Source organism: Nocardia sp. NPDC051833 (assembly GCF_040681225.1).
GTDB lineage: Bacteria > Actinomycetota > Actinomycetes > Mycobacteriales > Mycobacteriaceae > Nocardia.
The window spans coordinates 3,135,746-3,160,249 of the sequence record NZ_JBFAYK010000001.1; the positions used below are offsets into that span (position 1 = coordinate 3,135,746).

Here is a 24,504-nt window from a genome sequence, read left to right on the forward strand (position 1 = left end):
TCATCGAGCGCGGGCCCGCGCGGTGCGCTTACCGTTGAGGCGTGCTGGAACCGAATGGACCGCTGCCACCGGAGATCTACTGGCGTCGCCGCGCACTCGCCATCGGCGTCATCGTCGTCGCGCTCGCGATCGTGATCTGGCTCGTCACGATGGTGGCGCGTGGTGGTGACTCGTCCAGCGACAATGCCGCGGCCACGTCGACCACCGCTCCGGCGAGCAGTGCGGCGTCGACCAGCAGTGTCGCGGAGTCGAGCAGTGCGACCGCGACCAGCGCCGCCGCCACCTCGAGCGCCGCGGCGAGCAGTTCGCCGACGGATCAGCCCGCGGCGCAGCCGTGCAGTGATCAGTCGCTCGCGTTGAAGGTGACCGTCGGCCAGCCGACGTACCGGGTGGGCGATCAGCCCGGATTCGGCACCGTCATCACCAATATCTCCTCGGCGCCGTGTTCGCGCGATCTCGGTCCCGGCCCGCAATTCCTGGTCTACACGCTCGACGGGCAGCGTCGGCTGTGGGCGAGCAACGACTGCAACCCGGATGGACCGCCGGAAGTGAAGACGCTCAAGGCCGGTGAGCAGTTGTCCTACAAGGGCAGCTGGTTCGGGACCACCTCCCAGCCGAACTGCGCCGGTGATCGGCTACAGGTGCCCGCCGGGGCCTACATGGTGGTGGCCCAGCTCGGCGCTGTGCGCAGCGCCGCCGAGCCGTTCAACCTCGCGACCTAGCCGCGGACGCCCGCGCGCACCCGGCATTGTGCGGGTGCGCTATAAGTCACATGTTCAACTCGGGTGGATTTGCAGGCTTCGCATGATCGGTGACTATGTCAATGGTCGTTGCCACGGGAATGGCCGATATCGGCGATATCCCGGGTTTGCCGGAGTTATTCCACGGGGACCGGCTCCCTGGCTGCGCGTGATTTGCGGAGTTCGGCCAATCGCAGCGCCGAGCGCAGATCGCCGACCTCGTGGATACGCATCGAACCGATCTTGGTTTTCTCCGATCCGGGCGGTACCAGCGCGGTGGTGAAGCCGAGCCGTTCGGCCTCGGCCAGGCGCCGCGACAGCCCGGTGACCTTGCGGACCTCGCCCGCCAGCCCGACCTCGCCCAGGATCACCCAGCCCGCGGGCAGCGCGATATCGGCCTCGGCGGAGGCGATGGCCAGCGCGATGGCCAGGTCGGCCGTCGGCTCGTTCAGGCGCATGCCGCCGACGGTGGCGGCGTACACGTCGTGCTTGCCCAGGAACACCCGCCCACGGCTCTGCAGGACGGCCAGCACCATGGCGACGCGGTTGTAGTCCAGGCCGCTCACCGCGCGCCGTGGCTGCGGGATCTCGGTCTTGACGGTCAGCCCCTGCACCTCCGCCACCAGCGGGCGTTTGCCGTCCATCGCGACGGTCACCGCGGTGCCGGGGACGGTGTCGGTGCGGTGGTGCAGGAACAGGCCCGACGGGTCGTCGACGCAGGCGATGCCGTCTTCGTGCAGTTCGAAGCAGCCCACCTCGTCGGCGCTGCCGAACCGATTCTTGATGCCGCGGATCATGCGCAGCGTCGAGTTCTTGTCGCCCTCGAATTGCAGCACCACGTCGACCAGATGCTCGAGGGTGCGCGGACCCGCGACATTGCCGTCCTTGGTGACGTGACCGACCAGCAGCACCGCGATCCCGCTGGCCTTCGCCAGCGAGGTCAGCGCCGCGGTCACCGCGCGCACCTGGGTGACACCGCCGATCACGCCGTCCACCTCGGGCGCCAGCATGGTCTGCACCGAGTCGACCACCAGCAGTGTCGGCCGCACCTGTTCCACGTGCCCGAGCACGATCGACAGGTCCGATTCGGCGGCCAGGTACACCCGGTCGTGCACCGCGCCGGTGCGGTCGGCCCGCAGCCGCACCTGCCCGGCCGACTCCTCCGCGGTCACGTACAGCGAGGTCTCGCTGCGCTGGGCGGCCCAGCGGTGCGCGACCTCGAGCAGCAGTGTCGACTTGCCGACGCCGGGCTCACCCGAGAGCAGCACCACCGATCCGGGCACCACGCCGCCGCCGAGCACCCGGTCCAGCTCGCTCACCCCGGTCGAGCGGGCCTGGGTGATCTTGGCGTCGATCTGCGACAGCGGTGCCGCCGCCGTGCTCGGCAGCATCGCGCGCCTGCCCGGCGCCGCGGCGGCCGCGGACACGGCCACCTCGTTCACCGTGCCCCAGGCGCCGCAATCCGGGCACTTACCCACCCATTTGGACACCTCGTGCGAGCACGCGGTGCACCGGAAGACAGCTTTGGTCTTGGCCACACGCGCACCCTACGGACCGGCTCCGACAAAAAGAAAAGCCGCCGCGGACACGCCGCGACGGCTTTCTGTTCGGCCTGGTCTCAGTGACCGGCGCCCTCGGGGGCCGGGCCGGACTTCTCGTTCTCGACGCGGTCGACCTCGGCGGCGTCGACCGGGACCGACACCTGCACGGTGCCCGCGTCCTTGAAGTTGAAGGTGACGTTGTAGGTCAGGCCGGGGTAGATCTGCTTGCTCAGGCCGGTGATCTCGATCGAGCCGGGCTTGGCCTCGGGATCGATCGAGGGCACGTCGTGACCGGCCGCGGACGTGGTGGGCGCCGCGGAGGTCGTCGGGGCCGCGGTGGTGGTCGGCGCGGCCGTGGTGGTCGGTGTGGCGCCGTGGTGGTCGTCGGACTCGGCGGCGGCGACCTTCACCGGGCCGGCGACGACGGTCTGCTGCGGCTTCAGCACGAACTTGGGGTCGCCCGCCGGGCCGGTGAGCTTGACGGTGCCGAGGTCGGTGGTGACGCTGGTCAGCTCGTCGGTGACGGTCTCGCTGCCGTTGATGATCGACAGCGCGATCACCGCCTTGCCGCCCTTGTCGTGCTCCGCCGGGGACGCCGGGTAGATGATGTGCACGTTGCGCAGCGAGATCGGGCCCACGTTCGCGTGGTTGCCGTTGATCGCGGCGGCCTGCGACGAGGTCTGCGTGTGCTGGCCGGCACTGCAGCCGCTCAGGGCGATACCCGCGGCGGCGGCGAGCGCGGCAACCGTCGCCATGCGACGTCGCGCCGACGGGGCGGTCACAGCTTTCAGGGCAGTCACGGTTTGTCCTCCATGTCGACCGGGCTCACTCCGTCCACACAGCGGATCGGAGGGTAGTAACTAGGCAGCGTAGTAGTTCGCTTCGCGCGCGTGGCGTCCGGGCTCGCGACGCGCGGGCGCGGAAGTAACAGTTCGGTGTCTCGGACGGGGTTGCCGGATCGGTGCCGGGGGAGTGGGGCGCGGATACGGCTCGCTGTGCTGGTGGTTAACCCGTTCTGGCGCAACACAATGCACACCAATTCCGCGTTGTCAACCCCTACGATGGCCTCGTTGTGGCCCTGACCTGCACAGTTGATCGCGCCGTTATCGAGTCGCATGTTAAACTGTGAACATCGAAAGGGGCACGGGACACATGATTTTTAAGGTCGGAGACACCGTCGTTTACCCCCACCACGGAGCGGCGCTGATCGAAGCAATCGAGACCCGCACCATCAAGGGTGTGCAGAAAGAGTATCTGGTCCTGAAGGTCGCGCAAGGCGACCTGACCGTTCGGGTTCCCGCGGAGAACGCCGAATATGTCGGCGTCCGTGACGTCGTCGGCCAGGAGGGTCTCGACCGCGTCTTCCAGGTGCTGCGCGCGCCACACACGGAGGAGCCGACCAACTGGTCCCGCCGTTACAAGGCCAACCTCGAGAAGCTCGCCTCCGGCGATGTGAACAAGGTGGCCGAGGTCGTGCGCGACCTGTGGCGTCGCGAGCAGGATCGCGGCCTGTCCGCCGGTGAGAAGCGGATGCTGGCCAAGGCTCGCCAGATCCTCGTCGGTGAGCTCGCGCTCGCCGAGGGCACCGACGACGGCAAGGCCGAATCGCTGCTCGACGAGGTCCTCGCCGCGGCTTCCTAGAGTGCGACCTGTCGTAGCACTGGTCCCTGCCGCCGGTCGTGGCGTGCGCCTGGGTGAATCCACCCCGAAGGCGTTCGTCCCGGTCGGCGGCACACCTATGGTCCGGCTGGCCGTCGACGGGCTGATCGCGTCCGGTGCGGTGCACCGGGTCGTCGTGGTCGTGCCCGCCGAGCTGGTCGATGCCGCGTCCGCTCTGCTGTCAACCCCCTCGCTGACCGGCGGTTCGATGCCCCCTGTGCCGGTGCAGGTCGTCGTTGGCGGCGCCGAGCGCACCGATTCGGTGCGCGCCGGGATCGCGGCCGCGCCCGACGCCGCGTTCTACCTCGTGCACGACGCCGCTCGCGCGCTCACTCCACCGGAGCTGATCGCGCGGGTGGCCGCCGAGCTGCACGCGGGCAGTCCCGCCGTCGTGCCCGCCCTGCCGGTCGTCGACACCGTGAAATCGGTCGACGACGCCGGCGTCGTCACCGGCACCCCCGATCGCGCCCACCTGCGCGCCATCCAGACCCCCCAGGGCTTCGCCGCCGATCTGCTGCGCGCGGCGTACGCCACCGAGGTCGGCGCGACCGACGACGCGGGCTTGGTCGAACGCCTCGGCGTCGCCGTGCGCACCGTCGCGGGCGACCCGCTCGCCTTCAAGATCACCACCCCGCTCGACCTGCGCCTGGCCGACGCCCTGCGCGCCGATCAGGCCGCCGTCGACGCACCACGTGCCGCGCAGGCGGTCGCGCGATGAGAGTCGGCATCGGCAGCGATGTGCACCCCATCGAGCCAGGTCGTCCCTGCTGGATGGCCGGTCTGCTGTTCCCCGACGCCGACGGCTGCGCCGGGCACTCCGACGGTGACGTCGCCGCGCACGCGCTCTGCGACGCGCTGCTCTCGGCCGCAGGCCTCGGCGACGTCGGCGCCGTCTTCGGCGTCGGCCGTCCCGAATGGGCCGGAGTCACCGGCGCCGCCATGCTCACCGAGGTCCGCAGGCTGCTGGCCGAGGAGGGCTTCGCGGTCGTCAACGCCGCGGTGCAGGTCATCGGCAATCGACCGAAGATCGGGCCGCGCCGCGCCGAGGCGCAGAAAGTGCTCGGCGAACTGCTCGACGCGCCGGTCTCCGTTTCCGGCACCACCACGGACGGTCTCGGGCTGACCGGCCGCGGCGAAGGCATCGCGGCCATCGCCACCTGCCTGATCGCGGCGTGTTCGTAGCCCGCACGGGCCCCGAAAATTTCCTGCCGCACCACGCCTTCTCGCCGCTTCCTTTCGCCGGGGTACAACCACGGCGAGCCACGAACCGGCCGGTCATCTCCACCACCATCCCACCGACTAGGATCGAATGCCGTGACCTTGCGCCTTTTTGACACCGACACGCGGACCCTGCGGGAATTCACCCCGCTGGTCCCCGGCCGTGCCTCGGTGTATCTGTGTGGGGCCACCGTGCAGGGTCAGCCCCATATCGGGCACGTGCGCAGCGGCGTCGCGTTCGATGTGCTGCGCCGCTGGCTGCTCGCGCACGACTACGACGTCCGGTTCATCCGCAATGTCACCGATATCGACGACAAGATCCTGAACAAGGCCGCCGAGGCGGGCAGGCCGTGGTGGGAATGGGCCGCCACGCACGAGCGCGCCTTCGACGCGGCCTACGAGGTGCTCGGCGTGCTGCCGCCCTCGGCCGAGCCGCGCGCCACCGGCCACATCACCCAGATGGTCGGGCTGATGGAGCGCCTGATCGAGCGCGGCCACGCCTACGCCGCCGACGGTGACGTCTACTTCGACGTGCTGAGCTGGCCGAACTACGGCGAGCTGTCCGGCCACAAACTCGACGACGTGCACCAGGGCGAGACCCCGACCCGCGGCAAGCGCGACCCGCGCGATTTCACGCTGTGGAAGTCGGCCAAGCCGGGCGAGCCGAGCTGGCCGTCGCCTTGGGGCCCCGGCCGCCCCGGCTGGCATCTGGAATGCTCGGCCATGGCCGAGTTCTATCTCGGCCCCGAATTCGATATCCACTGCGGTGGTATGGATTTGATTTTCCCGCACCACGAGAACGAGATCGCTCAGTCCAAGGCGGCCGGTGACGGTTTCGCGCGTTACTGGCTGCACAACGGCTGGGTGACGATGGGCGGGGAGAAGATGTCGAAGTCGCTCGGCAATGTGCTCTCGGTGCCGAATGTGCTCAGCCGGGTCCGCCCGGTCGAATTGCGTTTCTATCTGGGCAGCGCGCATTACCGCTCGATGCTCGAATACTCCGACAAAGCACTCGACGACGCGGTCGCCTCGTATCAGCGCATCGAGGCATTCGTGCATCGCGTGCTCGACCGGGCCGGCGAGGTCCCGATCGGTAAATGGACCGACGGATTCGCCGCCGCGATCGACGACGATCTGGCGATTCCGAAGGCGCTGGCCGAAATTCACCACGTGGTGCACGAGGGCAATCGCGCGCTGGAGGCTGGCACCGTGGAGACCGCGGCCGAATTGGCCGGTCAGGTCCGCGCGATGCTCGGCGTCCTGGGCGTCGACCCGCTCGACCCGCACTGGTACACCCCGGCCGACAACTCGGCGGCGCTGGAGGCGCTCGACGTGCTGGTCCGCTCCGAGCTGGATCGCCGGGCGAGCGCGCGAGCGGAGAAGAACTGGGCAGAGGCCGATGCCGCACGGGATCGGCTCGTGGCGGCGGGTATCGAGGTCACCGACACCCCGCAGGGGCCGGAATGGTCGCTGGGCGCAGCTAGCGGAAAGGCGAACTGATGGCAGGCAATTCACAGCGACGCGGAGCGATCAGGAAGGGCGGCACCAAGAAGGGCGCCGTCGTCGGTTCCGGCGGCAAGCGCCGTCGCGGCCTCGAGGGCAGGGGCGCGACGCCGCCCGCCACCGAGCGCACCAAGCATCCCGCCGCCAAGCGCGCCGCGGCCGCCGCCAAAGCCAAAGCGGCGCAGTCCCGTCCGACCGGTAAGGCCGGTGTCCCGCGGGTCGGCCGCAAGTCCGACGACGGTCCCGAGCTGGTGCTCGGCCGCAACCCCGTGCTCGAGTGCCTGCGTGCCGACGTGCCGGCCACCGCGCTCTACGTGGCCGTCGGCACCGAGAACGACGACCGCCTCTCCGAGAGCGTGCAGCGCGCCGCCGACATGGGCATCTCCATCCTCGAGGTGCCGCGCACCGATCTGGATCGGCTCAGCGCCAACGGTTTGCACCAGGGCGTCGCCCTGCAGGTGCCGCCGTACCGCTACGCCCACCCGGACGACCTGATGGACCGGGTGAAGACCTCCGGCGAGCCGGGTCTGCTGGTCGCGCTGGACAACATCTCCGATCCGCGCAACCTCGGCGCGGTCATCCGCTCGGTCGCCGCGTTCGGCGGTCAGGGCGTTGTCATCCCGCAGCGGCGCAGTGCCAGCGTCACCGCGGTGGCCTGGCGGACCAGCGCGGGCGCCGCGGCGCGCCTGCCCGTCGCCAGGGCGACCAACCTGACCCGCACGCTGAAGGACTGGGCGTCGCAGGGCTTCCAGATCGTCGGCCTCGACGCGGGCGGTGACACCCCGCTCGACGAATTCGACGGCAGCGTGCCGACGGTGGTCGTCGTCGGGTCCGAGGGCAAGGGTCTCTCGCGCCTGGTGCGCGAGAACTGCGACTCGATCCTGAGCATCCCGATGGCCGGTCCGGTCGAGTCGCTCAACGCCTCGGTCGCCGCCGGTGTGGTCCTCGCCGACATCGCCAGGCAGCGCCGTCTGGGCTGACCCCGCGCGGTTTCCGGGCAAATCGGCTCTGTCGCCGTAGAATTCGATGCGTGGCGATACCCAACCAGCCGATCGGTGAGACGGTCGAGCACCCGCAGGCCAACCTGATCCTGACGCTCGGGCTGCTCAGCCCGTTCTGCTGCGGGATCTTCGGGCCGGTCGCGTGGGTGCTCGGCAAGCGGGCCCTCAACGAGATCGACGCGTCCTACGGCGCCCTGTCCGGGCGCTCCCAGGTGTTGATCGGGTACATCGCGGGCATCATCGGCACCATCTTGATGGTGTTGTTCGCGATGCTCTACATCGCGGGTTCCTGCAACGGGAACTTCTGACCCTCAGTCCAGGCTGGGGCGCTCCTCGGGGGCGTCCCAGGCCGGCCATTCCGCGCTGATGCTGCCGGTCCACTTGGGCTGACGGCGCTCCTTGAACGCGGCCATCGCCTCGCCGCCGTCGATGCTCTTGGCGACATGCGCGTTGAGCTCGGATTCGAGCTGCCCGACGACGGCGGGTGTCATCCCGAGGCTCTCCCAGATCAGTCGCTTGGTCAGCGCGACCGGCAGCGGAGCTGGCCCGTTGGCGATGTCGTGGGCGACCGCCATCGCGGTGGGCAAGACCTCGCCCGCGGGCAGGCTGGCATTGGCCAGGCCCATCGACTTGGCCTCGTCGCCGTCGAAGGTGCGTCCGGTCAGCATGATGTCGGCGGCGTTGGCCAGCCCGGCCAGGCGCGGCACGGTCCAGTGCGCGTAGCCGTCGGCGAGGACGCCGCGGCGGACCTGGCTGAGCCCGTAGACGGCGTCGCGGGCGAAGTACCGCAGATCGCATTGCAGCGCCAGGGCCAGCCCGATCCCGACCGCGTGGCCGTTGACGGCCGCGATCACCGGCTTGCGGACCTGCCACGGCGGCGGATCCAGCGTCACCTCGCCGTTGACCCGGGCGGACAGATCCGCGCCCGCGCAGAAGGCGGGCGCGGTGCCGGTGATCACGACGGCGCGAATCGAGTCCTCGCTGTCGCAGCGGCGCAGTGCCGCGCTGAGCTCGGCGGCCATCGTCGGGGTGACGGCGTTCTGCTGGGCCGGCCGGTTGAGCGTGAGCACGGCGACTCCGGCAGAGACATCGACGAGCAGTTCCGAACTCATGGGATCGAATGGTACTAGCGGGCGGGCGTCAGCGGCCGGAGACGGTGGCTTGCGTGGCCCCGGCCTGCCGCGCCCGAGGTCATTCGCGGAGCAGATGCTTGCCGATGGCGTACTTGTGCACCTCGGTCGGGCCGTCGTAGAGGCGGAACGCGCGCATGTCCCGGAACAGCATCTCCACGACCGTCTCGTCGCTGATCCCGATCCCGCCCAGCACCTGCACGCAGCGGTCGGTGACCTTGAACAGTTCCTCGGAGACGTAGGACTTGGCCATCGACGACTCGTGCCTGGCCTGCTGCCCCTGATCCATCAGCCAGCAGCTGTGCCAGATGGTCAGCCTGCACTGGTGCAGCGCCACCTCGTTGTCGGCGAGCATGAACGACACGCCCTCGTGCTCGCCGATCGGCCTGCCGAACGCGGTGCGGGTGCGCGCGTACTCGACGGCGATGTGCTGCGCCCGTTCGGCCGCGCCGAGCCAGCGCATGCAGTGCGTGAGCCGGGCGGGCGCCAGCCGCAGCTGGGCGTAGCGCAGGGCCTGCCCGGTGCGGCCGAGCACGGCCGAGGGCGGCAGCGTCAGGTTCTCGAACCGCACGACGGCGTGCCCGCCGACGTAGTTGCGGTCCATCGTGTTCATGATCCGCTCGATGACGATGCCCTCGGTGCCGCCGTCGGCGAGGAACAGCGTCGGCCCGGCGGGCAGGTGCGGGTTCTCGGCGAGGCGGGCCATGATGATCCAGGTCTTGGCGCCGTCGGCGCCGGTGATCAGCCACTTGCGCCCGTTGATCACGAAGTTCTCGCCGTCGAACACCGCTTCGGTGCGCAGCTGACCCGGGTCGGAGCCCGCGCCGTCGGGTTCGGTCATCGCGAACACCGAGCGCTGTTCGCCGCGGATCATCGGCATCAGGTACCGGTCCACCTGGTCCGGGTCGGCGACTTTGCCGAGCAGGAACATATTGCCCTCGTCGGGCGCGGCGCAGTTCATCGCGACCGGGCCGAGCGTCGACCAGCCCGCGGCCTCGTACACCACCGCCTGCTCGACATGGGACAGGCCGAGCCCGCCGTACTCCACCGGGGCCTGGACGGTCAGCAGCTTCTCGGCCCTGGCCAGGTCGACGAGTTCGGCGCGCAGTTCGTCGGTCGGACCGTGCGCGGTCAGGCGCGGATCGCGTTCGAACGGCACGATCTGTTCGGCGACGAAGGCGCGAACTCGATCCCGCAGGGCGGCCAGATCTTCCGGGACGGCGAAGTCGATCATGCTGTGTAGTCTGCTCGCCCGCGCCCCGGTTCGGGCAATTTCGGCCCCAAGTGGCACCAAATTTCAGTGGGCGGTGGCCAGCCGCCGATTGCGGTGGCCGACGAACCGGCACACCAGATAGATGGTGAACGAGATTCCGGTGACGAACGTCGACACCGGCACCCCGGGCGCCAGCGACAGCAGCAGTCCGCCCACCGCCGCGACCTCGGCGAAGACCACCGACAGCACCGTCGCCCGCAGCGGGCTCGCGGTGAGCTGCGCCGCCGCGGCGGCCGGGGTGATCAGCAGCGCCAGCACCAGCAGCGCGCCGACGATCTGCACGCCGAAGGCGGCGGTGATGCCGAGCAGCACCGCGAACACCACCGACAGCGCCCGCACCGGCACCCCGCGCGCCACCGCGACCTCGGGGTCGGAGCTGGCGAACAGCAGCGGCCGGTAGATCACCGCGAGCACGGCGAGCACGGCCGCGGTGCAGGTGACCAGCAGCGCGAGCCCGTCGTAGCCGACGCTGGCGACCTGGCCGGTGAGCAGCGAGAACTTCGAGCCGGCCCGGTCCGGTGCCAGCCACAGGAACAACACGGACAGGCCGAGGCCGAACGAGAGCACCACCGCGATCACCGAATCGCGTTCCCGCGCACGGGAACCGAGCCAGCCGAACAGGACGGCGGCGACCACCGAACCGGCGATCGCGCCGATCCCGACGCCGACACCGGCCAGCAGCGCCGCCGACGCGCCGGTCAGCGAGAGCTCGCTGGTGCCGTGCACGGCGAACGACATCTGCCTGCTGACGATCAGCGGCCCGATCAGGCCGGCGAGCAGCCCGAGCAGCGCGCTCGCGAGCAGCGCCTGCTGGACGAAGTCGTAGGTGAGCAGGTCGGCGGTGGTGCCGAGGTCGAACATCTGGTGCAGCACCTTGTTCAGCTTGTCCATCAGGCGGTACCGCCGAGCGCGTCCATGTCGTCGCCGGTGCCGACGACGACGAGCCGGTCCCGCACCCGCAGCACCTCGACCTCGGTGCCGTAGAGCTCCGAGAGCGTCGCCGAGGTCATCACCTCGTCGGGGGTGCCGATCCGGAATTCGCCGTCGACCAGGTAGAGCACCCGGTCGACCATCGGCAGGATCGGGTTGATCTCGTGGGTCACGAACAGCACGGCCGTGTCGTGTTCGCGGCGGCGCTTGTCGACGAGTTCGGCGACCAGCCGCTGATTGGCGAGGTCCAGGCTGAGCAGTGGTTCGTCGCAGAGCAATACCGCCGGGTCGCCGACGAGCGCCTGCGCGACCCGCAGCCGCTGCTGCTCACCGCCGGAGAGGGTGTCCAGCGGGGCGTGCGCGAAACGCTGCGCGCCGACCGCGGCCACGGCGGCCTCGACCTTGCGTGCCCGCTCCCGGCGGCCACGCCAGCCGAGTCCCCACCGGTGCCCGTCGACGCCGAGTCCGACCAGATCGACCCCGCGCAGCTGCACCCCGGCATCGATCGTCTTCTGTTGCGGCACATAGCCGATGCCCGGATTGCCGACCCCGGCCGGCGCGCCAGCGACCTCCGCGGTGCCCGAGCCGAGCTCCAGCAGGCCGAGCAGGACGCGCAGCAGCGAGGTCTTGCCGGAGCCGTTGGGGCCGAGGACGGCGATGAATTCCCCTGGCGCCACATCGAGATCGAGATCGCGCCACAGGGTGCGCTCGCCGAAGGACAGGCTTGCCCCGCGCAGCCGGATGGCCCCGCCGACGGGGTCGGCGGGGGCGATCGGCGCGGCGGGCGGGGCCGCTCCCTCGGTCGTGGACACGGCGATCAGCGCAGCGCCGCGGCGAGCGCCTTGGCGTTCGCGGTCTGCCACTGGATGTAATCGACCCCGGCGGGCAGCGTTTCGGTGACCTCGACGACGTTGACCCCCGAGCTCTGGGCGGCGGCCCGCAGGTCCTGGGTGATCTTGTCCTGGGTCTGGGTGTTGTAGATCAGCGCCTTGACCTGCTTGCCGGTGATCAGGTCGCGGGTGGCGGCGACCGCGGCGGGCGCCGGGTCGGTCTCCTGCTCGATCGCTTCCTGGAACTCGTGCGGGGTCTTGTCCTGCGCGGTCGCGGCGAGCAGCAGGTAGTGCGCGAGCGGCTCGGACTGGGCGACCGGCGCGTTCGGGTGCTGGGTGGCGATGGTGCCGGTGATGGTGCTGACGCCGATCAGCTGGTTCTTGAAGGCGGTCGCCCGCTCGGTGTAGGCGGCGGCGTTGGCGGTGTCGACCTCGCCGAGCTGGGCGGCGATCCGGTCGGCGACCGCGGCGACGGTGGTGACGTCGTACCAGACGTGCTCGTTGTCATCGCTCTTGTCGGTCCGCTGCTCGAACGCCTCGACGGTCCGCTTGTTCTTGCCCGAGATGGCCTTCTCGATGAACTCGTCGTAGTGCCCGCCGTTGAACACCACGAGATCGGCGTCGCTGATCTTGGCGGTATCGGTCGCCGAGGTCTCGAACGAGTGCGGGTCGGCCGCGGGATCACTGATGATCGAGGTGACCTGGACATCCGGCCCGGCGACCGCCGTCGCGATGGACCCCCACACATTGGTGGAGGCCACGATCGAGAGACCGTCGCCATCCTTCGAGCTGCCCCCGCAGGCCGTGAGCACGACCGCGGCCGCCACTCCCGCCGTGAGACCGGCACACATGCGGGCGAATCGACTGTTCACGCGGTACTCCTGGCCGTGCTCGATCAGGCACGGGGAGCTGTGCCCTAGATCATAATGGAAATCGTTACCGTTTTACTTTAGCAGGATCGAGTACTCGGTACGAACCACACGGAAATCTGGACCCGAAGTCCGGGCCGGCTGCTGGTCCTGCTCGTAGTCGCGGCGTACTTCGTGTGCGCCTGCCGACAGTTCTGACAGGGTGACCGTGCTGATCGCCATGGCATCGGGCAGGGGCGCCGGGTCGATCCACCGACGCAGGATCATGATGTTGGTGTCGAGCAGGCCGATCCGGGATCGATCCGAGTTCTCAATCGTGAATGAGATCACCCGGCTGCACCCTATTTGATATGGATTCCGAAAAGACAAGCGTGCAGAAACCTGGCTTCTGCCGGTGCAGGTTGATGGCTTCGAGAATGCCTGGCACTGTGGTTCCATCCTGCTGGCGAAGCGTAACGCTCTGCCCGATTTCAAATACTCCGACCATCCTGCCGACAATGAAGCGCTTGCTTATGGAGCTCATCCAAAATACGTCTGTAACATGAAATTCGCTAACGGTAGGCTCCGCTCTACTTGTTCCCATGCATGCTTCGTAGTTGTCCCGCAAAGATCGCCCGGCTCGTCAAGGCGATCGGCGCTTTCAGGTCCGCGAGCGTCAAGTCGCTGCGGCAGGATGTAGATGGCTCCGTGAACCGGTCGGTGACCGCCGACGTCGCTGTCGCCGACGTCGCGATCCGGTGGTCACCGGGGGTTGTGATGTCCCATATAACGCTCGATCTGGGCCAGCCCAGCGCGAAAATCGTCGGTCTCGGCGAGGACGTCGAACGATCTCAAAGTGTCCAAGATCGGCACCTCGCCGAGCGCTTCGAGTTCCTCGATCTTGTACATGATGTAGTCGGCATCCGGGTCATCGGGAGTCCGGCCGATCTCGGCCGCGATGGCTCGGATGCCGGCTTTACCCCCGGTTCGAGCCAGGGCCTCCGTGGCGTCGATCATCACGGTCACGTTCTGGTCATGGAGCATGTCGCTGAGCCTGGCCAGTACGGCCGATTGGCTGGCCCATGGAGCGAGCTTCTCTATTGCGTCGATTCTTACGCTGGTATTTGCGCTCATGGAACGTTCGAGTGCGCTGCTCACGGTATCGGTGTAGCCATCAGCGGATGGCATCGTGGTATCTCCTCTGGTGCGGCGGACCAGTACGAACCACACGGAAAAGCCGGGCTCGGAGTCCGAGCCCGGCTTTGCGGTGATCCGTCAGACCAGGACGTCGGCCGGCTGGCTGAGCAGTTGGGCGCAGCGCAGCAGGCCGAGGTGGCTGTAGGCCTGGGGGTGGTTGCCGAGGGAGCGTTCGGCGACCGGGTCGTACTCCTCGCTCAGCAGGCCGGTCGGCCCGGCGGCCGCGACGAGCTGGGCGAACAGCGCTTCGGCGTCGGAGCGCCTGCCGATGAGCAGGTAGGCCTCCACCAGCCAGGCGGCGCACAGGTGGAACCCGCCCTCGCCGCCGGGCAGGCCGTCGTCGTGGTGGTAGCGGTAGACCGTCGCGCCGCTGCGCAACTCGGCCTCGGTCGCGACCACCGTGGCGGCGAACCGCGGGTCGGCCGGGTCGATCAGCCCGCTCAGGCCGATGTGCAGGGTCGCGGCGTCGAGGTCGGTGCCGTCGTAGGCGGCGGTGTAGGACTGCACCTCCTCGTTCCAGCCCTTCGCCTTCACCTCCTCGGAGATGGTGTCGCGCAGCGTCGCCCACTCGGGATCGACCGGGCGGTCGAAGCGCGCGGCCAGGGTCAGCGCGCGATCGATCGTGAGCCAGCCCATCACCTTCGAGTACACGTGGTGGCGCGGGTTGCCGCGGATCTCCCAGATGCCGTGATCGGGTTCGGTCCAGCGCCGCTGCACCGCCGAGACCATGGCGTGCACCAGTTCCCAGTCGGCGTCGGGCAGCGCCTTGACCGCCTCGACCGCGCCTTGCCGCTCCCGCTCGTGCGCCATCGAGGTGATCAGGTCGACGATCGGCCCGAACACGTCGAGCTGCACCTGCATGTTCGCCGCGTTGCCGACACGCACCGGCCGCGAACCGGCGTAGCCGGGCAGCAGGTCGATGACGGCCTCGGGCGGCAGCGTCTCGCCGTAGATCGTGTACAGCGGGTGCAGGCGCTCCGGACCGGGCAGGGTGTCGAGGACCCGGTGCACCCAGCCGAGGAATTCCTCGGCCTCGGTCAGCGAGCCCAGCGTCACCAGCGCCTGCGCGGTCAGCGAGGCGTCGCGCAGCCAGCAGTAGCGGTAGTCCCAGTTGCGCACGCCGCCGATGTCCTCGGGCAGCGAGGTGGTGGCCGCCGCCAGGATCGAGCCGGACGGGCGGTGCACGAGCCCGCGCAGGGTCAGCGCGGAGCGCTTCATCAGATCCGGCTTGAGCGGCGGCAGCTGCAGCCCGGCCGCCCACTGCGACCAGTACTGCTCGGCCAGCTGACGACGCTGGTGCTCCGGCGTCATCGACGGGGCCAGATCAGCCGTGCCGCAGCGCAATTCGAGGATCACCGGCGCGCTGGCCGGATCGACGACGGCGCGTGCCTGCTCGTTGGTGCCGTCGGAGGAGATCTCCCACTCCACGCCGGGCGAGCGCAGCACCATCGGATCGTTGGTGCCGCTGACCCGCAGGCCGTTGGGCACCGCTTCGATGCGCACCGGCACCTGGCCGAATTCCGGTCGCGGCGCGAAGGTCACGACGGCCTTCGCGTCACCGGTGATCACCCGGGTCAGGTCGGTGCGGTCGGGGGCGACGTCGTGCGGCAGGTAATCGGTGACCTGCAAACTGGCCCAGCGGGTTTGGACGGTCATCGTGCCGTCCACGTACCGCTGCGACAGCGGCAGGCCGGCCCGCTCCGGCGCCACGGTGAAGTGGCCTGCGCCCGCGCCGCCGAGCAGGTGCGCGAACACCGCCGCGGAATCCGGCTCGGGGTGGCAGAACCAGGTGACCGTCGCGTCGGGGGTGAGCAGCGCGACCGAGCGCGGGCTGGCCAGCATGCTCAGCCGCTCGATCCGGGGCGCGCTGGCGCCTGCCAGCCAGGTCCGGCGCTCCTCCACCAGGAACGCCAGCGCGCGCGCCACGTCCTCGGTCGAGCTCACCCGCAGTTTGGCCAGGCTCTCGCCGTCGCCGACCTTGATGCCGACGTCGGGACCCGACAGCACCCGGAACGCCTTCTCGTCGGTGACGTCGTCACCGAAGAACACTGCGGCCGAGGCGCTTTCCTGATGCCGGATGGTGTCCAGCGCGGTGCCCTTGTCGGTGGGAATCACCGCGAGCTCGATCACCGCCTTGCCTTCGGTCACCTGGACGCCGACCCAGCAGGCCGGGCCTTGGCGCACGGAATTCAGTGCGCGCCTGCCGATCTCGGGGCTGGCGTTGCGCACGTGCAGTGCGGCGCTGGCCGGTTTCGACTCGACGGTCACACCGGGGTTCTCGGCCGCGATCTGCGCGAAGGCGGTCTGGATCTCGGCGAGCAGTTGTTTGGCGTCGTTGTCGATCGCGTGCACGAAGCCGACGTCGAATTCCGAACCGTGACTACCGATCAGCTGCACCTCGACCGGCAGGCGCGACAGCGCGGCCAGATCGCGTAGTGCCCGACCGGAAATCACCGCGGCGGTCGTGTTGGCCAACCCCGCCAGCGCGCGTAAGGCGCTGACCGATTCCCGTTGGGGAAACGCTTTCGCGGGGTCGGACACGATCGGGGCAATAGTCCCGTCGTAGTCCGAGGCAACCAAGAGCCGTGGCACGCGCGCAACCGACGCCAGTGCACGGCGGACATCCAAGGGCAGATCCTGTGCGCTCACGCATCCAACCTAGTGATGGGAGGAGTTGATCAGGGGGCGCGAAAAACAATACTGCGTCAATTTTGCCGCGCGAGCGGCGCGGCGGGTTGTGCGCTCGGGTGTCGGCCGGGCTGCTCGCGACCGCGTCGCTAATTCCGGGCCTTTCGCCCATCGGGGTGGACCGTGTTCGCCGAGCTCATCGGGCCCGCGGGCCGGTCGGGGAGGCCCGCGGGGCTGGTAGATGCATGGTTCCGCATATGCGACGTCGGCTATGCATCTTCTCAGGGGAAGACGCGCAGCCGACGCGTGTCAACGGGCGTGGGTGATTTGTGGTCTATCCGCGATCGCCCAGCAACAGGTCGACCGTGAGCTCGAGCCGTTCCGTGACGTCGGTCGCCGAAGCGCGGCGGGTGAGCCACGCGACGAGGTTGGACAGCCACACATCGGAGATGACCCTGGCGATCGCGAGCTGACGCTCGTCGGGCTCGCCGTCGCTCATCGCGCGGGCGAAGACCCGGTCCATCACCTTGCCGACCCGGTCCACCTCGGCGGCCGCCGAGGCGTCGGCGAACATGAACGCGCGCGTCATGGCCTCGGTGAGCAGCGGGTCGCGCTGCATCATCCGGGTGATCTGGGTGAGCAGGCCGTGCATGCGCTCGGACGGGCCGTCGCCGGGTAGCGGACGGCGCTTGCCCTCGAACTGCTCGAATTCCCTGGCCAGCGCCGAGACCAGCAGGTGCACCTTGGACGGGAAGTACCGGTACAGGGTGCCGACGGCGACATCGGCCCGCTCGGCCACCGCGCGCATCTGAACAGCGTCGTAGCCGCCCTTGGAAGCCAGCGACAGGGTGGCGTCGAGGATGCGCTTGCGGCGCTCCCGCTGCGCGTTGGAGCTCAGCTCGTCCTCGGACAGTGTCGTCACGGTGGGCGTGGGGGCCGGACTGTCCATCGTGGAAACCCTTTCGCTGCGAGCGCCTGAAAACACGGGCCAAGTGTAGGTCTCTTGACTTACACCCGGCCCGGATATTAGAACATGTTCTAGGAGTGGGAGCCACGCCGGAAGGGCGGTTTTTCTTGTGACCATCGCCACCACTGACGAGCATAAAGCCGCCGCGGAGTCGCTGCGGGGCTGGGCGAGTTCGGTCGCGCCGATTGCAACAATGCGGGCCGGCGGCGCCGGTAGCTGGCGCCAGTACTGGCCCGCGCTGACCGAGTTCGGCCTGTTCGAGGTCGCGCTCGACGAACAGCACGGCGGCCTGGGCGGCACCGTGGCCGACCTGGCCGTGCTGCTGGAACAAACCGCCGATGACCTGGTCGGCGGTCCGGTACTGGCCACCGCGCTGGCCGCGCTGATCACCCGGGGCGCGGTCGCCGAGGGTGCCCCGTGCGGTATCGCCGTGCCGACCGAGGAGCCCACCGCGAAGGCGGTCGGCACCGACGACGGCTGGACCGTCACCGGCACGTGGGACTTCGTCTACGGCGCCGACGCCGACACCCAGGTGCTGCTGCCGGCGAACACCGTCGACGGCGTGCGCTGGCTGCTGATCCCGGCGGCCGATGTGACGATCACCACGCTGGCGAACAGCGATCACACGGTGCCGCTGGCCCGCGTCACCGCCGCCGACGTGACCGTCGCGGCGGCGCGCGGCTTCGAGGCCGCGGCCGATGTCACCGACCTGTTCGTCGCCCTCGCGGTCGCCGAGCTGGCCGGCGTCGCCGGCTGGTGCCTGCGCACCGCGGTCGACTACGCCAAGGTCCGCGAGCAGTTCGGCAAGCCGATCGGCAGCTTCCAGTCGATCAAGCACATCTGCGCCTGGATGCTGTGCCGCACCGAGCTGATCCGCGCCGTCGCCGCCGACGCGGCCGCCGCGATCGACGAAGGCGGCGCCGAACTGCCGATCGCCGCCGCCGTCGCCGCGGCCACCGCGCTCGACGCCGCGGTCGACACCGCCAAGGACGCCATCCAGGTGCTCGGCGGCATCGGCTTCACCTGGGAGCACGACGCGCACTTCTACCTGCGCCGGGCCAGCGCGCTGCGACAGCTGCTCGGCGGGTCCGCCCGCTGGCGGGCCAGGGTCGCCGAGCTCACCAGGGCCGGGCAGCGCCGCACCACCGGCGCCGAGCGCGTGCTCGGCGACGTGGCGGGCGATACCGCGCTGACCGCCGAGATCGCCGCCATCGCCGCGCTCTCGCCCGAGGAGCAGCAGCGTGCCCTGGTCGAGGGCGGCTTCGTGATGCCGCACTGGCCGAAACCGTATGGGCGCGAAGCCGATCCGATGACCTGCCTGCAGATCGGCGAGCAGCTGCGCCGCGCCGAGCTGACCACCCCCGACCTCGCGGTGGCCGGCTGGGCGGTGCCGACCCTGCTGCGCTACGGCACCGAGGCGCAGATCGAGCGCTTCGTCTGGCCGACCCTGCGTGGCGAGGTCACCTGGTGCCAGCTGTTCAGCGAACCGGGCGCAGGCTCGGACCTCGCCGCGCTGCGCACCACCGCCGAGAAGGTCGACGGCGGCTGGGTGCTGCGCGGCCAGAAGGTGTGGACCTCGCTGGGATCCGAAGCGAACTGGGGCATCTGCCTGGCGCGCACCGATCCCGCCGCGGCCAAGCATCGCGGGATCAGCTACTTCCTGGTCGACATGCACGCCGCGGGCGTGCAGGTGCGCCCGCTGGTGACGATCACCGGGGAGGCCCGCTTCAGCGAGGTCTTCCTCGACGAGGTCTTCGTCCCCGACGAGGGTCTGGTCGGCGCGCTGAACAACGGCTGGAAGATCGCCAGGACCACCCTGTCGGCCGAACGTGTCGCCATGGGCGGCGGCGGTATCGGCGGCGCGCTGGAGGCGCTGCTCGACCGTTTCCCGGTCGGCGGATGGGGAACCGAACTGCGGGAGGACCGCTTCGGCGAGCTCATCACCTCCTCGATCGCAGGCTCATTGCTGGAGCAGCGCATCGCGGTGGCGACGATGGCGGGCGTCGACGCGGGCGCCCAAGCCAGCGTCCGCAAGCTCGTCGGTGTCCGGCACCGGCAGGACCTGGCGGAGTACGCCCTGGAGCTTTCCGAACGAGAAGGCTCCCTGGAAGACGAAGCCCTGAAAGAATTCTTGCTCACACGCTGTCTCTCCATCGCGGGCGGTACCGAGCAGATCCTGTTGACCGTGGCCGCCGAACGGATTCTCGGCCTGCCGCGCGATGCGGACAGTTAGCTCGATGAGGGAGGACGCCGTGGACTTCACCCGCGACGAAAGCGCCGACGCCGTAGCCGAGGTGGTCGTGAGCCTGCTCGAACGTGAGCAGGCCCGAGATATGGAATTGTGGCCGAGCCTGATCGACTCCGGCCTGCTCGCGGTCGCCGTGCCCGAGCAGTTCGGTGGCGACGGCATGGGCCTGCTGGAGGTGTCGGCCCTGCTCATGGAGCTGGCCACCGACGCCGTCGCGGTACCGGCGCTGCCGACCTTCGGGTTCGGCGTGCTGCCGCTGCTGCCGTCGCTGTCGGACGAACTGGCAGGCCGCGTGGTCGCCGAGGTCGGCAAGGGCACCGTGCTCACCGCCGCCCTGAGCGAGCCGGGCGCGCCGTTCACCGCCGCGCCGACCACCAAGGCGGTCCGCGACGGTGACACCGTGCGGATCACCGGCCGCAAGGTCGGCGTGATCTACGCCGAACAGGCGCGCTGGATCCTGGTGCCCACCGACGCGGGCGTCGCGCTCGTGGAGTCGGTCGCGCCGGGGCTCACGCTCCTGCCGGTCGAGGGGTCGGCGGGCATTCCCGAGGCGACCGTGGTGCTCGACGACGTCGAGATCCCCGCCGACCAGCTGCTGCCCGCCGACGTGCTGCCCCGGCTGCACCGGTACGCGCTGGCCGGCATCGGCGCGGTCGCCGACGGCCTGCTCAAGGGGGCGCTCGCGCTCACCGCCGAGCACGTGCGCACCCGGGAACAGTTCGGCAGGCCGCTGGCCGAATTCCAGGCCGTGGCCCAGCAGATCGCCGATCTGTACGTGGTCTCGCGCACCCTGCACGTGGCGGCGGAATCGGCGTGCTGGGCCCTGGCCCAGGACGACGCGTCGCCCGAACACCAGCACCGTATCGACGAGGATCTCGAGGTGCTCGCCTACTGGGCGGCCGCCGAAGTTCCGCGCGCCATGCAGAAATGTCATCACCTGCACGGTGGACTGGGTGTGGATATCACCCACCCGATGCACCGCTACTACTCACAGGCCAAGGATCTCGCCCGTCTGCTCGGTGGCGAGGGCCTGCGCCTCGACCTTCTGGGAGCAAGATGTTCATCGATCTGACCGCCGAACAGCGGCGGTTGCGCGAGGAATTGCGTTCCTATTTCGCCGATCTCGTCACGCCCGAGGAACACGCCGAGATGGCGGTCAACCGGCACGGCGACGCCTACCGCGAGGTGGTGCGCCGGATGGGCCGCGACGGCTGGCTCGGCGTCGGCTGGCCGAAGGAATTCGGCGGCCAGGGTTTCGGCCCGATGGAACAGCAGATCTTCTTCAACGAGGCGGTGCGCGCCGATGTGCCGCTGCCCCTGGTGACGCTGCTGACCGTCGGCCCGACGCTACAGAAGTACGGCACCGACGCGCAGAAGCAGAAGTTCCTGCCCGGCATCCTGTCCGGTGACATCCATTTCGCGATCGGCTACTCCGAACCCGAAGCGGGCACCGACCTGGCCGCGCTGCGCACCACCGCGGTGCGCGACGGCGACGGCGACTGGATCGTCAACGGGCAGAAGATCTTCACCACCGGCGCGCACGAGGCCGACTACGTCTGGCTGGCCTGCCGCACCGGTTCGGTGGAGTCGCGCCACCGCGGCATCACGATCCTGATCGTCGACACCAAGGATCCGGGCTACTCCTGGACCCCGATCATCACCTGCGACGGCGCCCACCACACCAACGCCACCTACTTCGACGACGTGCGGGTGCCCGCGGAGATGCTGGTCGGCGAGGAGAACCGGGGCTGGCGGCTGATCACCACCCAGCTCAACCACGAGCGGGTCAGCCTCGGCCCGTCGGGCAAGATCGAGCAGCTCTACGACCGCCTGCACGACTGGTCGGCGCAGCATCAGCTGCTCGGCGAGCCGGAGGTCCGGCGCGCGCTGGGCCGGGTGCGGACCATGGTGCGGCTCAACGAGTTGCTGAACTGGCAGGTCGCGGCCGCCGACCCGGCCGCGGCGCAGAACACCGTGATCGCCGACGCGTCGGCCACCAAGATCTTCTCCACCGAGTCGCTGCAGGAAGCGGGCCGCGTGGTCGAGGAGATCATCGGCCGCTTCGGCGATCCGGCCGAGCCGGGCACCGCCGAACTGCTGGGCTGGCTGGACCGGCGCACCAAGCAGAACCTCGTCGTCACCTTCGGTGGCGGCGTCAACGAGATCATGCGCGAACTGGTCGCCTCCGCCGGCCTGGAACTGCCGCGCGTCCCCCGATGAACAAGGAGCAGGGCGTGCAGGAAGCACTCTCGAAACTCGCCGCGGCGGGCGAGTCCGCGCCGCGGGCCGGGCGCGACCCGGTGAACCAGCCGATGATCCACAACTGGGTCGAGGCGATCGGCGACACCAACCCGATCTACGTCGACGAGGCCGCCGCCAAGGCCGCCGGTCACCCCGGCATCGTCGCCCCGCCCGCCATGGCCCAGGTGTGGACGATGAACGGCCTGCACGGCGTGCGCACCGCCGACGACCCGCTCGGCCTGGCCACGCAGCTGCTCGACGACGCGGGCTTCACCTCCGTCGTCGGCACCAACTGCGAGCAGACCTACCACCGTTACCTGCGGCCGGGCGAGGAGGTGACCGTCTCGAGCCGGCTCTCGGAGTTCAAGGGCCCCAAGCGCACCGGGCTCGGCGACGGCTGGTTCCTCACCTTCACCACCACCTGGTCGGTCGGTGACGAGGTGGTCACCGAGATGCTGTTCCGCATCCTGAAGTTCGTGCCCGCCGCGAAGGAAGCGCCCGCGGCGTCGGAGATCGCGGTCGCGCCCGCCGAACGGGTCGGTCCGGTCATCTCCAAGGACACCGAATTCTTCTGGGCCGGTACCGAGATCGGCGAGCTGCGGATCCAGCGCCTGCCCGACGGTTCGCTGCGGCATCCACCGATCCCCGCCCTGTGGCAGGACAAGGCGGAGACCACCGATTACGTCGTCGCGGCCGGCACCGGCACGGTGTTCAGCTTCGTCGTGCACCACGCGCCGAAGGTGCCCGGCCGCGAGCTGCCGTTCGTCGTCGCCCTGGTCGAGCTCGACGAAGGGGTGCGCATGCTCGGTGAGCTGCGCGGTATCGAACCGGGCGAGGTCGCCGTGGGCGTGCCCGTCCGGGTCGCCTTCGAAAAGCTGTCCGACGGAACCGTTCTGCCCTACTGGGAGGCCGCGCAGTGACCGCCACGACCGAACCCACCGCCGTCGCGGTGGGTGACCAGCTACCCGAGCTGGTGATCCACGCCGATCCCACCTTCGTGATCAGCACGGCCCTGGCCACCAGGGATTTCCAGGACGTGCACCACGACCGCGACAAGGCGGTCGAGCGTGGGTCCAGCGACATCTTCGTCAACATCCTCACCGACACCGGTCTGGTGCAGCGCTTCGTCACCGACTGGGCCGGGCCCACCGCCCTGGTGAAGTCGATCGCGCTGCGGCTGGGCGTGCCGCTGTACGCCGGTGACACGCTGACCCTCTCGGGCACCGTCACCGCGGTGTCCGGCGCGCTGGTCACCATCGATGTGCGCGGCCGCGACAGCCTCGGTGAGCACATCACGGCGACCGCGGTGATCGCCCTTCCCTCTCTGGAGATCTCATGACGGGCCTGTCCGGGCATGCCGCCATCGTCGGCATCGGCGCCACCGATTTCTCGAAGGACTCCGGCCGCAGCGAACTGCGGCTGGCCGCCGAGGCGGTCAGCGCGGCACTGGCCGACGCCGGGCTCACGCCCGCCGACGTCGACGGCCTGACCACCTTCACCATGGACACCAATACCCAGGCCGCGGTGGCCAGGGCGGTCGGCATCCCGAGCCTGAAGTTCTTCAGCCACATCGGCTACGGCGGCGGCGCGGCCTGCGCGACCGTGCAGCAGGCCGCCATGGCGGTGGCCACCGGGGTCGCCGACGTGGTGGTCGCCTACCGCGCGTTCAACGAGCGCTCCGGCGCCAGGTTCGGGCAGTTCTCGCCCGCGCTGGCGGCCGCGCCGACGTCCTCGGGCATCGACGCGGGCTGGGCCTACCCGCAGGGCCTGGGCACCCCGGCCGCGCAGGTCGCCATGGTGGCGCGCCGGTACATGCACGTCACCGGCGCGACCAGCGCCGATTTCGGCGCCGTCGCGGTGGCCGATCGCAAGCACGCCGCGGTGAACCCGAACGCCTTCTTCTACGGCAAGCCGATCACCCTGGAACAGCACCAGGATTCGCGCTGGATCGCCGAACCGCTGCACCTGCTCGACTGCTGCCAGGAGTCCGACGGCGGCGTCGCCATCGTGGTCACCAGCGCCGAGCGCGCCCGCGACCTGCCGCAGCGTCCCGCGATCATCGCGGCCGCCGCCCAGGGCAGCGGCGCCGACCAGTACGTGATGACCAGCTACTACCGCGACGCCATGACCGGCCTGCCGGAGATGGGTCTCGTCGGTGACCAGCTGTGGGCCCAGAGCGGCCTGAGCGCCGCCGACATGCAGGCCGCGATCCTCTACGACCACTTCACCCCCTTCGTGCTGATGCAGCTCGAGGAGCTGGGCTTCTGCGGTCGTGGCGAGGCCAAGGACTTCATCACCGACGGCGCGATCGAGATCGGTGGCAGGCTCCCGCTCAACACCCACGGCGGCCAGCTGGGCGAGGCCTACATCCACGGCATGAACGGCATCGCCGAGGCGGTGCGCCAGATCCGCGGCACCTCGGTCAACCAGGTCGATGACCTGGAGCGCATCCTGGTCACCGCGGGCACCGGCGTTCCCACCTCGGGGCTGGTGTTGACCGCGTAGTCGGCACTCCTCCTCGCTGTAACGTCGAGGCCCGTCGCGGAACCG

Annotated in this window: 24 protein-coding genes; 13 read left to right on the top strand and 11 right to left on the bottom strand. The window is 69.7% G+C overall.

From position 1 onward, the window contains the following. Nucleotides 1–41 precede the first annotated feature (41 nt). The gene (locus tag AB0L91_RS14230) at nt 42–722 is read left to right on the top strand and encodes a hypothetical protein (RefSeq protein ID WP_365010000.1); all 681 of its coding nucleotides are present in this window, start codon (nt 42–44) and stop codon (nt 720–722) included. Between the two features lie 155 nt (nt 723–877). On the opposite strand, the gene radA is transcribed toward AB0L91_RS14230, so the two are convergent. Then, nucleotides 878–2,278, bottom strand: coding sequence for a DNA repair protein RadA (gene radA, locus AB0L91_RS14235; RefSeq protein ID WP_355270733.1), 1,401 nt, complete (start codon nt 2,276–2,278; stop codon nt 878–880). Nucleotides 2,279–2,358: 80 nt separating this feature from the next. After that, a complete protein-coding gene (locus tag AB0L91_RS14240; protein ID WP_355270735.1) occupies nt 2,359–3,081 on the bottom strand; it encodes a hypothetical protein in 723 nt (240 codons plus the stop codon). Between the two features lie 352 nt (nt 3,082–3,433). Between AB0L91_RS14240 and carD the strand changes: the two genes are divergently transcribed. From carD to AB0L91_RS14270, 6 genes are all read left to right on the top strand, one after another. Further along, nucleotides 3,434–3,922: an RNA polymerase-binding transcription factor CarD gene (gene carD, locus AB0L91_RS14245; protein ID WP_019044685.1), complete on the top strand. Its 489-nt coding sequence runs from the start codon at nt 3,434–3,436 to the stop codon at nt 3,920–3,922. A 1-nt stretch (nt 3,923) separates the two neighbouring features. Next, the gene (ispD, locus tag AB0L91_RS14250; protein ID WP_365010004.1) at nt 3,924–4,658 is read left to right on the top strand and encodes a 2-C-methyl-D-erythritol 4-phosphate cytidylyltransferase; all 735 of its coding nucleotides are present in this window, start codon (nt 3,924–3,926) and stop codon (nt 4,656–4,658) included. After that, a complete protein-coding gene (gene ispF, locus AB0L91_RS14255; protein WP_280342920.1) occupies nt 4,655–5,122 on the top strand; it encodes a 2-C-methyl-D-erythritol 2,4-cyclodiphosphate synthase in 468 nt (155 codons plus the stop codon). Before ispD ends, ispF begins: the two co-directional genes overlap by 4 nt. A gap of 132 nt (nt 5,123–5,254) precedes the next feature. Beyond that, on the top strand, nt 5,255–6,658 hold the full coding sequence (gene cysS, locus AB0L91_RS14260) for a cysteine--tRNA ligase (protein WP_365010007.1): 1,404 nt from the start codon (nt 5,255–5,257) through the stop codon (nt 6,656–6,658). Continuing rightward, nucleotides 6,658–7,641 (top strand): 23S rRNA (guanosine(2251)-2'-O)-methyltransferase RlmB, encoded by a 984-nt coding sequence (rlmB, locus tag AB0L91_RS14265; RefSeq protein ID WP_355270742.1) that lies wholly within the window; start codon nt 6,658–6,660, stop codon nt 7,639–7,641. Before cysS ends, rlmB begins: the two co-directional genes overlap by 1 nt. A 50-nt stretch (nt 7,642–7,691) precedes the next feature. Further along, nucleotides 7,692–7,970: a DUF4190 domain-containing protein gene (locus AB0L91_RS14270; protein WP_357346199.1), complete on the top strand. Its 279-nt coding sequence runs from the start codon at nt 7,692–7,694 to the stop codon at nt 7,968–7,970. A 3-nt stretch (nt 7,971–7,973) separates the two neighbouring features. On the opposite strand, the gene AB0L91_RS14275 is transcribed toward AB0L91_RS14270, so the two are convergent. The 9 genes from AB0L91_RS14275 to kstR all read right to left on the bottom strand — a co-directional run bounded on the left by AB0L91_RS14275 (nt 7,974) and on the right by kstR (nt 17,447). Continuing rightward, nucleotides 7,974–8,774, bottom strand: a complete 801-nt coding sequence (locus tag AB0L91_RS14275; RefSeq protein WP_357346201.1) for an enoyl-CoA hydratase-related protein — start codon at nt 8,772–8,774, stop codon at nt 7,974–7,976. Nucleotides 8,775–8,853: 79 nt separating this feature from the next. Then, nucleotides 8,854–10,026: an acyl-CoA dehydrogenase gene (locus tag AB0L91_RS14280; RefSeq protein WP_365010012.1), complete on the bottom strand. Its 1,173-nt coding sequence runs from the start codon at nt 10,024–10,026 to the stop codon at nt 8,854–8,856. A 63-nt stretch (nt 10,027–10,089) separates the two neighbouring features. Further along, a complete protein-coding gene (locus AB0L91_RS14285) occupies nt 10,090–10,956 on the bottom strand; it encodes a metal ABC transporter permease (protein WP_365010014.1) in 867 nt (288 codons plus the stop codon). Further along, complete coding sequence (locus AB0L91_RS14290; RefSeq protein ID WP_365011299.1) at nt 10,956–11,768, bottom strand: ATP-binding cassette domain-containing protein; 813 nt, start codon at nt 11,766–11,768, stop codon at nt 10,956–10,958. Before AB0L91_RS14290 ends, AB0L91_RS14285 begins: the two co-directional genes overlap by 1 nt. Before the next feature lie 44 nt (nt 11,769–11,812). Then, nucleotides 11,813–12,676, bottom strand: a complete 864-nt coding sequence (locus AB0L91_RS14295) for a zinc ABC transporter substrate-binding protein (protein WP_365011301.1) — start codon at nt 12,674–12,676, stop codon at nt 11,813–11,815. Nucleotides 12,677–12,769: 93 nt separating this feature from the next. Continuing rightward, nucleotides 12,770–13,024, bottom strand: a complete 255-nt coding sequence (locus tag AB0L91_RS14300) for a hypothetical protein (protein ID WP_365010016.1) — start codon at nt 13,022–13,024, stop codon at nt 12,770–12,772. 411 nt (nt 13,025–13,435) lie between these two features. Beyond that, entirely contained in the window at nt 13,436–13,861 is a 426-nt protein-coding gene (locus AB0L91_RS14305) for a hypothetical protein (RefSeq protein ID WP_365010017.1), read from the bottom strand. A gap of 87 nt (nt 13,862–13,948) precedes the next feature. Next, complete coding sequence (gene otsB / locus AB0L91_RS14310) at nt 13,949–16,519, bottom strand: trehalose-phosphatase (RefSeq protein WP_355270749.1); 2,571 nt, start codon at nt 16,517–16,519, stop codon at nt 13,949–13,951. Between the two features lie 313 nt (nt 16,520–16,832). Next, nucleotides 16,833–17,447, bottom strand: a complete 615-nt coding sequence (kstR, locus tag AB0L91_RS14315) for a cholesterol catabolism transcriptional regulator KstR (RefSeq protein ID WP_218720591.1) — start codon at nt 17,445–17,447, stop codon at nt 16,833–16,835. Nucleotides 17,448–17,574: 127 nt separating this feature from the next. Between kstR and AB0L91_RS14320 the strand changes: the two genes are divergently transcribed. Genes AB0L91_RS14320 through AB0L91_RS14345 form a run of 6 tightly spaced genes read left to right on the top strand, consistent with a single transcriptional unit; the run spans nt 17,575 to nt 24,459 of the window. Next, nucleotides 17,575–19,698 (top strand): acyl-CoA dehydrogenase, encoded by a 2,124-nt coding sequence (locus tag AB0L91_RS14320; protein WP_365010020.1) that lies wholly within the window; start codon nt 17,575–17,577, stop codon nt 19,696–19,698. Nucleotides 19,699–19,702: 4 nt separating this feature from the next. After that, a complete protein-coding gene (locus AB0L91_RS14325) occupies nt 19,703–20,785 on the top strand; it encodes an acyl-CoA dehydrogenase family protein (RefSeq protein WP_365010022.1) in 1,083 nt (360 codons plus the stop codon). Beyond that, nucleotides 20,770–21,933 (top strand): acyl-CoA dehydrogenase family protein, encoded by a 1,164-nt coding sequence (locus tag AB0L91_RS14330; protein ID WP_355270755.1) that lies wholly within the window; start codon nt 20,770–20,772, stop codon nt 21,931–21,933. The genes AB0L91_RS14325 and AB0L91_RS14330 overlap by 16 nt, the downstream gene beginning before the upstream one ends. After that, nucleotides 21,930–22,874, top strand: coding sequence for a MaoC family dehydratase N-terminal domain-containing protein (locus tag AB0L91_RS14335; protein WP_357346217.1), 945 nt, complete (start codon nt 21,930–21,932; stop codon nt 22,872–22,874). Before AB0L91_RS14330 ends, AB0L91_RS14335 begins: the two co-directional genes overlap by 4 nt. Further along, nucleotides 22,871–23,293 carry a MaoC family dehydratase gene (locus AB0L91_RS14340; protein ID WP_365010026.1) on the top strand — a complete coding sequence of 141 codons (423 nt, stop codon included), beginning with the start codon at nt 22,871–22,873 and terminating at the stop codon, nt 23,291–23,293. Before AB0L91_RS14335 ends, AB0L91_RS14340 begins: the two co-directional genes overlap by 4 nt. After that, the gene (locus tag AB0L91_RS14345) at nt 23,290–24,459 is read left to right on the top strand and encodes a lipid-transfer protein (RefSeq protein ID WP_365010029.1); all 1,170 of its coding nucleotides are present in this window, start codon (nt 23,290–23,292) and stop codon (nt 24,457–24,459) included. The genes AB0L91_RS14340 and AB0L91_RS14345 overlap by 4 nt, the downstream gene beginning before the upstream one ends. The last annotated feature ends 45 nt before the right edge of the window (nt 24,460–24,504 follow it).

Bases quoted from the DNA above. Each gene is read 5' to 3' on its own strand.
- carD (WP_019044685.1), top strand. From the start codon at position 3,434: ATGATTTTTAAGGTCGGAGACACCGTCGTTTACCCCCACCACGGAGCG.
- ispF (WP_280342920.1), top strand. From the start codon at position 4,655: ATGAGAGTCGGCATCGGCAGCGATGTGCACCCCATCGAGCCAGGTCGT.
- rlmB (WP_355270742.1), top strand. From the start codon at position 6,658: ATGGCAGGCAATTCACAGCGACGCGGAGCGATCAGGAAGGGCGGCACC.
- AB0L91_RS14275 (WP_357346201.1), bottom strand. From the start codon at position 8,774: ATGAGTTCGGAACTGCTCGTCGATGTCTCTGCCGGAGTCGCCGTGCTC.
- AB0L91_RS14280 (WP_365010012.1), bottom strand. From the start codon at position 10,026: ATGATCGACTTCGCCGTCCCGGAAGATCTGGCCGCCCTGCGGGATCGA.
- AB0L91_RS14285 (WP_365010014.1), bottom strand. From the start codon at position 10,956: ATGGACAAGCTGAACAAGGTGCTGCACCAGATGTTCGACCTCGGCACC.
- AB0L91_RS14295 (WP_365011301.1), bottom strand. From the start codon at position 12,676: ATGTGTGCCGGTCTCACGGCGGGAGTGGCGGCCGCGGTCGTGCTCACG.
- AB0L91_RS14305 (WP_365010017.1), bottom strand. From the start codon at position 13,861: ATGCCATCCGCTGATGGCTACACCGATACCGTGAGCAGCGCACTCGAA.
- kstR (WP_218720591.1), bottom strand. From the start codon at position 17,447: ATGGACAGTCCGGCCCCCACGCCCACCGTGACGACACTGTCCGAGGAC.
- AB0L91_RS14325 (WP_365010022.1), top strand. From the start codon at position 19,703: ATGAGGGAGGACGCCGTGGACTTCACCCGCGACGAAAGCGCCGACGCC.
- AB0L91_RS14330 (WP_355270755.1), top strand. From the start codon at position 20,770: ATGTTCATCGATCTGACCGCCGAACAGCGGCGGTTGCGCGAGGAATTG.
- AB0L91_RS14335 (WP_357346217.1), top strand. From the start codon at position 21,930: ATGAACAAGGAGCAGGGCGTGCAGGAAGCACTCTCGAAACTCGCCGCG.
- AB0L91_RS14345 (WP_365010029.1), top strand. From the start codon at position 23,290: ATGACGGGCCTGTCCGGGCATGCCGCCATCGTCGGCATCGGCGCCACC.